Annotated in this window: 6 protein-coding genes and 3 pseudogenes; all 9 read right to left on the bottom strand. The window is 71.5% G+C overall.

Annotated features, from left to right (window positions below):
• Positions 1–77: 77 nt before the first annotated feature.
• Positions 78–1,076, bottom strand: a pseudogene (gene ftsZ, locus BW737_RS10965) (cell division protein FtsZ); the annotation flags it as partial.
• A gap of 77 nt (positions 1,077–1,153) precedes the next feature.
• Positions 1,154–1,369 carry a hypothetical protein gene (locus BW737_RS18510; protein WP_257210744.1) on the bottom strand — a complete coding sequence of 72 codons (216 nt, stop codon included), beginning with the start codon at positions 1,367–1,369 and terminating at the stop codon, positions 1,154–1,156.
• Positions 1,366–2,091, bottom strand: coding sequence for a cell division protein FtsQ/DivIB (locus BW737_RS10960; protein WP_257210743.1), 726 nt, complete (start codon positions 2,089–2,091; stop codon positions 1,366–1,368). Before BW737_RS10960 ends, BW737_RS18510 begins: the two co-directional genes overlap by 4 nt.
• Positions 2,088–3,498: pseudogene (gene murC, locus BW737_RS10955) on the bottom strand (UDP-N-acetylmuramate--L-alanine ligase). Before murC ends, BW737_RS10960 begins: the two are co-directional and overlap by 4 nt.
• Positions 3,499–3,605: 107 nt before the next feature.
• Positions 3,606–4,847, bottom strand: coding sequence for a UDP-N-acetylglucosamine--N-acetylmuramyl-(pentapeptide) pyrophosphoryl-undecaprenol N-acetylglucosamine transferase (locus BW737_RS10950; protein ID WP_086616028.1), 1,242 nt, complete (start codon positions 4,845–4,847; stop codon positions 3,606–3,608).
• Positions 4,840–6,128 (bottom strand): annotated as a pseudogene (locus BW737_RS10945) (peptidoglycan glycosyltransferase FtsW). The gene BW737_RS10950 and the pseudogene BW737_RS10945 overlap by 8 nt, the downstream one beginning before the upstream one ends.
• Before the next feature lies 1 nt (position 6,129).
• Positions 6,130–7,662 carry a UDP-N-acetylmuramoyl-L-alanine--D-glutamate ligase gene (gene murD / locus BW737_RS10940; RefSeq protein WP_086616029.1) on the bottom strand — a complete coding sequence of 511 codons (1,533 nt, stop codon included), beginning with the start codon at positions 7,660–7,662 and terminating at the stop codon, positions 6,130–6,132.
• A 68-nt stretch (positions 7,663–7,730) separates the two neighbouring features.
• Positions 7,731–8,819 carry a phospho-N-acetylmuramoyl-pentapeptide-transferase gene (mraY, locus tag BW737_RS10935; RefSeq protein ID WP_086616030.1) on the bottom strand — a complete coding sequence of 363 codons (1,089 nt, stop codon included), beginning with the start codon at positions 8,817–8,819 and terminating at the stop codon, positions 7,731–7,733.
• Complete coding sequence (locus BW737_RS10930) at positions 8,816–9,259, bottom strand: glutamate ligase domain-containing protein (RefSeq protein WP_420835743.1); 444 nt, start codon at positions 9,257–9,259, stop codon at positions 8,816–8,818. Before BW737_RS10930 ends, mraY begins: the two co-directional genes overlap by 4 nt.
• Between the last annotated feature and the right edge of the window lie 83 nt (positions 9,260–9,342).

Raw genomic sequence — 9,342 nt, 5'->3', positions numbered from 1 at the left:
GCAATGCTTCGAGTAACGGATCATGAAATCAGTGGTTGCGGGTGTATTGCAGGCCGCAGCCGCTGTAGGCGGGCGGTGGCGGCCGCGCGCGACAGGGTGGCCGCCGCGTCGGCGCCGGAGTCAGTGGGGCTCTCCTCATCGAAGCCGGCGGCGATGACGGTCACGCGCACCTCGTCGCCCAAGGCACCGTCGACCACGTTGCCGAAGATGATGTTGGCCTCGGGGTGGACCGCCTCGCGCACCAGGTTGGCCGCCTCGGAGATCTCGAACAGCCCCAGATCGCTGCCGCCCTGGAAGAAGAGCAGCACGCCATGGGCGCCGTCGATGGAGGACTCCAGCAGCGGGGAGGCGATCGCCTGCTCGGTGGCGGTCAGGGCGCGATCCTCACCGGTGGCGGAGCCGATACCCATCAGGGCGCTGCCGGCGTCCTGCATGACGGACTTGACGTCGTTGAAGTCGACGTTGATCAAACCGGGGGTGGTGATGAGCTCGGTGATGCCCTGGACACCCTGTAGCAGCACCTGGTCGGCCTGCTTGAAAGCGTCGACGACGCTGATGTTGCGGTCGGCGATCTGCAGCAGCCGATCGTTGGGGATGACGATCAGGGTGTCCACCTCGGCACGCAGGTTGGTCACCCCGTCCTCCGCCTGTGTGGCGCGCCGCCGCCCCTCGAAGGCGAAGGGCCGAGTGACCACGCCGATGGTCAGCGCACCCAGGGAGCGGGCGATCTTGGCGACGATCGGGGCGGCGCCGGTGCCGGTGCCGCCCCCCTCGCCGGCGGTGACGAAGACCATGTCGGCGCCCTCGAGCGCCTCCTGGATGTCGTCTTCGTGGTCCTCGGCGGCCTTGCGGCCGATGGACGGGTCGGCGCCGGCGCCGAGGCCGCGGGTCAGGTTGCGGCCGACGTCGAGCTTGGTGTCGGCGTCGGACATGAGCAGCGCCTGCGCGTCGGTATTGACGGCGATGAACTCGACGCCGCGTAGGCCGGCCTCGATCATGCGGTTGACGGCGTTGACGCCGCCGCCGCCGACGCCCACCACCTTGATGACTGCTTGATAGTGCTGCGATTCCGCCACTGTCTGCCTCCGCGTTTTGGTGCCGAGTCCGGGGACTCCCCTCAACCTTCAACCTGAAGTCGAGGTCTATACTTATGTCATTCTTCCGATGACGTGCTCAACGCTATGGGTCCCGCGGCCATCGCAGGCGTATTTGAGTTCGGCGTGTCAGGAGGTGGTGGGACTGTGCGGCTGGACACGTCGTAGGTCTGCGCCTCCTGGCCGAGCAGCACCGCCAGCACCTGCGCCTTGAGTTCGTTGTCGGCGGACTGACCCCACACCACGGTGGCGCCGCCGGTCAGGGTCAAGGTCACCTGCCCGGTATCCGAGACGGCGCCCTTCGCCACCTGGCACGCACGTCGGCGTCCAGGCTGCCGATCACCTCGGCCACCGCCGACACCTGCGCCTCGGACAGTTCCTGCCCCGGCTGGGTCTGGATCACGGCCAGGTCGGCCGGCGCCTGCTCAACGGTCTCCAGGACCACGGCCTCGCCATCGAGCACCTGGTAACCGCCATCCGTGGACCGAGCCGCTACGGGCACACGCAGGGTGAGCCGCACCGCGAGGCCGTGCGGCCAGGAGCGGGTTACCGCCGCCGACTTCACCCGCACCAGCGAGTCGGCGACCTCCTCCCCCAGGGCATCGACGTTCAACCGCAGCAGGGACTGGCCGGCGTGGTCGGAAAGCGCCTGCTGCACCGCGGCGGCGTCAACGGTGTCGTCGGTGCCCGTCACGGTGACGTCGCTCGTGCGCAACGCCAGCAGCGGAGAGAACAGCGCCCCCCACACCAGCAGGACTGCGGCCGCCACCAGGGCGACCGCACGCAGCAGCCGGCCGCGGCGCAGTCGGCGGCGGGCACGACGGCGCTCATCGAGCCGGTCGGTGAGCCCGGTGGACACCACCCGGTCGTGGCGCCCGCTCCGGGGCGGCAGGACCGGCCCACCGTCATCGCGCACACTCAGCTCGGCATCGGTCCGATCCGGTTCCGGTTCCGCTTCGTGGCCGCGCGGGCGCGGCGGAGTCGGCTTGCGCATCATGCCGGGGCGTTGCGCTCGGCGAGCGCATCCAGGATGACGGGACCCAGCCGAGTGACGTCGCCCGCGCCGATGGTCAGGATCAGGTCGCCGGGTTGGGCGGCATCGGCGCCGCGCGGGCGGCGGCCAGCGGGTCGGCGATGTAGCGAGCGTCACCCGGGGTGTGGTCGACGACGATCTCGCCCGTGATGTCCGGGAAGTCCGCTTGGGTCTCGCGGGCCGGGTAGATCGCGGTGACGATCACCAGGTCGGCGCCGCCCAGAGCCGCGCCGAAGCGGTCGGCGAAGTTGCGGGTGCGGGAGAACAGATGCGGCTGGAACAGCGCCACCACGCGCCCACCGCGGGCGTCGGCGACCTCACGTGCGGCCGCCAGCAGCGCCCCGATCTCGGTGGGGTGGTGGGCGTAGTCGTCGATGACGCGGACGCCGGCCGCCTCACCGCGTTCCTCGAAGCGGCGTCCGGTGCCGCCGAATCCGCTCAGGGCGCGGGCCATGGCCGCCGCCGGCACGCCCAGTTCGCAGCCGGCCTCCCAGGCGGCGGCGGCGTCCAGGGCGACGTGGTCGCCGGGCAGGGCCAGTTCCAGCGCCACCGATTCCAGGGTCGGGCCGGCGCCCGTGGCGATGGCGGCGGCGTCCCAGCGGCTTAGGGATGCCTGGGTGCCGGCGGCGCTGCGGGCAGTGATCTCCACGCGCACGTGAGCCGCGTCCGGGACGGGCCCGCCGGGGATGCCCGCGGGGGCGGTGGCGCCGTAGGTGGTCACGCGGGTGCGCCGGTCGCGGCCGTGCGAGCCAGGTCCAGGGCGCCGGGGTCGTCGGCGCAGGCGATGAGTAGCCCGCCGGGGACCAGGCGCGCCGCGAAGTCCACGAAGGCGGCGGCGAAGGCCTCCGGGGTGCCGTAGTTGTCGAGGTGGTCCGGCTCAATGTTGGTGACGATCTCGACGGTGGGGGCGTAGTTGAGGAAGGAGCGGTCGGACTCGTCCGCCTCGGCGACGAAGGCGCGGCCGGCCCCATAGTGGGCACCGGTGTGCAGGGAGCGGACCACTCCCCCGATCGCAAAGGACGGGTCCTGTCCGGCGGTGGACAGCGCCTGGGCGAGCATGCCGGAAGTGGTGGTCTTGCCGTGGGCGCCTGCGACGGCCACAAAATCGCGGCCGCGCGCCGCCAGGGCGAGGGCCTGTGAGCGGTGGATGACCGCCTGGCCGCGTTCACGGGCGGCGCGCAGCTCCGGGTTGTCTTCCTTGATGGCGGTGGACACCACCACGGTGGCGGCGGCCGGCACATTGGCGGCGGCGTGCCCCAGGTGCACGTCCAGGCCCTGCCGGCGCAGCTGTTCGAAGGCATCGCCGCCGTGGGCGTCAGATCCGGTCACGGTGGCGCCGCGCGCCGCCAGGATCTGGGCCACCACGCTCATGCCGGCGCCGCCCACACCGATCAGGTGGAAGGCATGACCGGCCAGGTCCGCGGGCGCCTGCTCCGCTCCGGCTGCGGGATCAATGGGATTAAACAGCTGCGGGTTAGTCACTGGTTCTGCTCCTGGTTCTCGTCGGCCGGTGCGGCACCGTCGACGCGGGCGGCGGCCAACCGGATCAGCGCGGCCAGACGGGCGGCGCCGTCACGCACCCCGGTGGAGGCGGCGGCCGCCGCGGCCTGGGCGCGGCGGACCGGGTCAGTCAGCAGGCTGGTGAAGGCCAGCACGTCGCCGGCGCTCAGGTCGGCGTCGTTTACCAGTGTCCCGCCGCCCGCGGCCACACAGTCGGCGGCGTTCAGGCGCTGCTCCCCGTTGCCGATGGGCAGAGGCACGTAGAGGGCGGGCAGACCCAGCGCGGTGAGCTCGGCGACGGTGCCGGCGCCGGAGCGGCAGATGACGCCGTCGGCACACGCATAGGCCTGCTCCATGGTGGTGAGGTAGTCCAGCACGTGGTAGCGCTCCAGCAGCCCGGGGGCATCGGCGGCGGCCCGCTCCAGGGCGGTGCGCACCGGGGCGTCCTTGCCACGACCGGTCAGGTGCAGCACCTGCAGATTATGCGGCAGGCCGGCGACACTGTCGCAGATCACCTCGTTTAGGTGCTGGGCACCCAGGGAGCCGCCGGTGACCAGCAGGGTCGGCGCGGTCGGATCCAAGCCGAGCGCGGCAGCCCCCTCGCGGCGGGCGGCATCGGCGTCGCCGTCGAGGCGGGCGGCCAGGGCGCCGATGGCGGGGCGCAGCGGCAGGCCGGTGACCTCGGTGCGGCCATGCGTAGCGGCCAGGGGGGTGGAGGCGAAGGTGAGAGCGACGGCGGCGGCCCAGCGGGCGCCGAGCCGGTTGGCCAGGCCGGGACGGGCATTCTGTTCATGGATGACCACCGGCACACCGGCACTGCGGGCGGCCAGGTAGGCGGGGGTGGAAACGAATCCGCCGAAGCCGACCACGACGTCGGCATCAACCTGCGCGATGGCCCGGCCGGCGGCGTCGACGGCACGGCGTAGGCGCCGCGGCAGCAGCAGCAGGTCGCCGGTAGGACGCCGTGGCATGGGCACGCGCGGTACGTAGGACATGGGATAGCCGGCCTCGGGGACCAGCCGTTCCTCCAGCCCTTCCTTGGTCCCCAGCACCAGGATGTCGGTGTCGGGGTCGCCGCCACTGGTGTCGTCGCGCAGGGCGGCGGCCGTAGCCAGCAGGGGGTTGACGTGGCCGGCGGTGCCGCCGCCGGCCAGCAGCACGCGCAGCGGCCGGCCGGCGGGGGCCTCCGTAGTGGGTTCGGGGGTGGGGGTGTCAGACACGTTTCCTCCTGCGCGGGGCGATGACGGCCAGGGTACGGCGTACGGCGCCGGTACGGGAACGCAGCGCCTCGGGCGCGCCGGGCTCGTTGCGGGCGAAGGCGAGCAGCACCCCGACGGCGAACAACACGGACACGAGTGCGGAACCGCCGGCACTGATCAGCGGTAGCGGAACGCCCAGCACGGGCAGCAGGCCGACGACCACGGACATGTTGATCAGGGCCTGCCCGACGATCCAGGTCATGATGCCGCCGACGACCACGGCCACGTACAGGGAGTCGGACCGGCGGATGATGCGCAGGCAGCACCAGCCGACCACGGCGAACAGGAGAATCACCAGCAGGCTGCCCACCAGTCCGAACTCCTCACCGAGGACGGCGAAGATGTAGTCGGAGTCCGCCTGGGTAAGGTAGCCCCACTTCTGGCGTGAGGAGCCGGGCCCCACTCCCCACCAGCCGCCGGTGCCCAGGGCATAGCGCCCGTGCAGGGGCTGGTAGCCGACGTCGAGGGGGTCGGAGCGCTCCGGATGCAGCCACGCGAGGATGCGGGCGCGGCGGTTGGCGGACAGCATGGAGGCACCCGCGAAGCCGACCATGCCACCAGCCCCAAGGCGGCGAACCAGCGCCAGCCGAGTCCGCCCAGCCACAGGGCCCCGGTCACCAGGGCCGTCAGCACGATTACCGTGCCCAGGTCGCCGCCGGCCATGACCAGACCTATGCCGAGGGCCGCGGGCAGCAAGATCCAGCCGCTAAAGCGGGCGAGCTTGCGCCAGCTGTCCACGCCCCCCAAGAAGGCGTCCCGCCGGGCGGACACCGTGGTGCCCAGGTACAGGCACAGCCCCAGTTTGATGAACTCCGAGGGCTGGGCGGTGCCCAGGCCGGCGGGCAAGGTAATCCAGTTCCGGTTTCCGTACACGTCGATGCCGATGCCCGGCACGAACACCAGCAGCTGCAGCGCAAAGGCGAGCAGCAGCGCGGGCCAGGCCAAGCGCTTGAGCACCCGCAGCGGCATTCGGGAGAGCGCAACCATGCCCGCCAGCCCCACAGCGGCGAATGCCAGGTACTTGGTGAAGGCGGTGAAGGCGTTGCCGCCCTCGGCGGCGGTGGTCACCGACTGCACCGAGAAGACCATGATGAGTCCGAAGGCGAGCAGGGCCAGTGTGGCGATGAGCAGGGCGTAGTAGCTCAGGGTGCTGCCCTCGCCCTTGACCGGGCCATCCTTGCCCCGCAGGCGGCGCCAGCGAGCGGAGCCGCGGCGGCGGGAAGCGGGCGTGTCGGCGGCCATGTCAGTGCTCGCCCTCGCCGCTGGCGGACTGGGCGGCCCGGGCAGCGGCCCGGGCGAACAGGTCACCGCGCTGAGCGTAAGAGTCGAACTGGTCCCAGGAGGCGCAGGCGGGCGCGAGCATGACGGTGTCGCCCGGGCGGGCCAGGGCGGCAGCCGCGGCCACCGCGGCATCGGTGACGTCCTGGGGACTCCCGTCCGTGATCGCCGTCACCGGCAGGCCCGGAGCCTGCCGGGCCAACGCCCCCGATACGGCGCTCTGATCCCGCCCGATGACGACGGCGCCGCGCAGGTGCGCTCGGACCGCGCGCACCAGTTCGTCGAAGCTGGCGCCCTTGGTGTCGCCGCCGACGATCCACACGCCGGTGCCCTGCGGCAGGGCGGTCAGGGCGGCCTGGGCCGAGTGGGGGTTGGTGGCCTTGGAGTCGTCGATCCAGGTCACGCCCCCGCCCTCGGCGACGGTGACGATACGGTGCGCGCCCGGCCGGTAGGCGCGCAGCCCGCGGGCAATCGCGGTCGGGTCGGCGGCGACGGCGTCGGTGGCCAGGGCCAGGGCGGCGGCGGCCAGGGCGTCGGCGACCACGTGTGCGGGCAGGCGGGCGGCGTCGCCGCCGGGAGCCAGGTGGGCCAGATCCTCCAGGGTGGCGAGCTGAGCCCCGCTGCGGCGCCGGTCGGGGTGGTAGGCGCGGTCTACCAGCAGGTCCTCCACGCGGCCGATCTGCCCCAGGGAGGGGATGGCGGTGGTGAAGCCGACGGCGCGGCAGCCTTCGACGACATCGGCGTCCTCCACCATGGTCAGGGTGGCGGCGTCGGCGATGTTGTAGACGGCGGCGCGGCGGGTCCGGGCGTAGACACGGGCCTTGTCCGCCCGGTAGGCGTCCAAGGAGCCGTGCCAGTCCAGGTGATCGGGGGCAAGGTTGAGGCAGGCCGCGGCCAGCGGGCTGAGGGTGTGGGTGGAGTGCAGCTGGAAGCTAGACAGTTCCACGGCCAGGGCGTCGGCCTTCCCGGCGGCTACGGTGGTGATGACAGGATCACCGATATTGCCGACGGCGGGGGCGTTCAGTCCGGCGGCTGTCAGGATCTGCGCGAGCATGCCGACCGTGGTGGTTTTGCCGTCGGTGCCGGTGACGGCCAGCCAGGGCACGTCGGGGCGGTTGGAGGCGCGCTGCAACCGCCACGCCAGTTCAATCTCACTCCAGGTCTCAAGGCGCGCGGCGCGAGCGGCGGTCAGGACGGGGCCGGTGGCGGGCACGCCCGGGGAGACCACCAGCACACGCAGGTCCGACTCGGCGACAGCCGCGGCGATATGCGCATCGTCGCCGGCGGTGGTGCCGGCCAGGCCGGCGGCGACGTCGGTTCCCAGGGAATCGGCCAGGCCATCGATGGCGCTGGGGCGGGAGTCGAATACGGATACGTGGGCACCCAGGCCGGTCAGTACGTCGACGACGGCGAGTCCGGTGCGGCCGAGCCCGACCACGCCCACGCGCGCCCCGGAGAGAGCCTCGATCCCGGTGCTGCTGGAGATGTCTGCTTGCATGACCTCTGCTTCACGATTCGGCTGCTTGGGCCGCGTCCTTGCCGCGGCGGCGAAGAAGACTGGGCGGTTCAGGACACCAGGTATTCGGCGTAGAACAGGCCCAGGCCGAGCACCACGCACACGCCGGTAATGATCCAAAAGCGGATCACCACGTTGACCTCGGTCCAGCCGCCCAATTCGAAGTGGTGGTGCAGCGGGGCCATGCGGAACACGCGTTTGCCCGTGGACTTGAAGGAGACCACCTGGATGATGTCGCTGACGACCTCGGCGACGAACAGCCCGCCGATGAGTACCGCCAGAAACTCCGTGCGGGTGAGGATCGACAGTCCGGCCAAGGCGCCGCCCAGCGCGAGGGAGCCGGTGTCGCCCATGAAGATCTTCGCCGGCGAGGCGTTCCACCACAGGAACCCGAAGCAGGCGCCCATGAGGCCGGCGGCGATCATGGCCATATCTCGCGGATCCCGGGTCTGATAGCACAGGGTGGCGACCACATCGCCGTGCCCGTAGGTGCAGGACTGGTTGGTCTGCCACACACCGATGAGGGTGTAGGCGGCGAACACCACGGCGGAGCAGCCGGCGGCCAGGCCGTCCAGCCCATCGGTGAGGTTGACGGCGTTGGACCAGGCGGTGATCAGGAAATTGGACCAGATGGTGAACAGGATGATGCCGCCAACAGCGCCCGCGAAGGCAAGGTCCAGATTCGAGTCGCGGGCGAAGGAGATACGCGTGGAGGCGGGGGTGAGCCCGTTGCGGTTGGCGAAGTTCAGGGCGGCTACCGAGAAGGTGATGCCGATGAAGGCCTGGCCGAGGATCTTTTGCCAGGGGCTTAGTCCCAGGGAGCGCTGCTTGGAGATCTTCTCGAAGTCGTCCAGGAAACCGATCAGTCCCAGACCCACGATCAGGAACAGCAACAGCACGCCGCTGGCGCGCGGCGTGCGCAGTTCAATGAGGTTGGCCGCCGCATAGCCGAGCACGGTGGCGATGATGATAACCAGGCCCCCCATGGTGGGGGTGCCGCGCTTGGTGAAGTGACCCTGCGGGCCGTCCTGTCGAATGAACTGCCCATACTCGCGCTGGTGCAGGAAACGGATGAGCACGGGCGTGCCGAACAGGGTGATCAGCAGGCCGACCGCCGCGGACACGAGGATTGCTGTCATTGGGCGTGCATCTCCTTGAGACTGTCTCGGAGGTGGTCGGCCAGGCGCCAGGCGCCCGACCCGTTGGATCCCTTGACCAGGACGGCGTCGCCGTCGCGCAGCGGACCGTCCGGTGCATCCAGGGCCGCCCGAGCGGCATCGGCGTCGGGCATTTCGAGCACCGTGACGCCTGCGGCCCGCGCGGATGCCGCGGCCGGCCCGGCGCCGCCGCCCACGGTGATCAGCAGGCCGACACCGGCCTGCGCGGCCAGTTCACCGGTGCGGACGTGGTCGGCCACGGAAGCGGCCCCCAGCTCCAGCATCTCGGAGATGATGGCCACTCGCCGGCGGTTGCCGGCCAGCGCGGACAGGGAGTCGAAGGCGGCGGTCATGGAATCGATGTTGGCGTTGTAAGCGTCGTCGATCAGCAGCACATCCCGCCCCAGGCGGGTCACGTCCATGCGGTGGGGCTCTCCAGACGGGCGCCGCCGAGGCGGGCGGCGACCTCGGCCTGGCCGTGGCCGCCGGCGCCGACCCGGCCGAG

The organism is Actinomyces ruminis, from assembly GCF_002154335.2.
GTDB classification, from domain to species: domain Bacteria; phylum Actinomycetota; class Actinomycetes; order Actinomycetales; family Actinomycetaceae; genus Actinomyces; species Actinomyces ruminis.
This window is presented reverse-complemented; position numbering and strand designations above follow the sequence as displayed.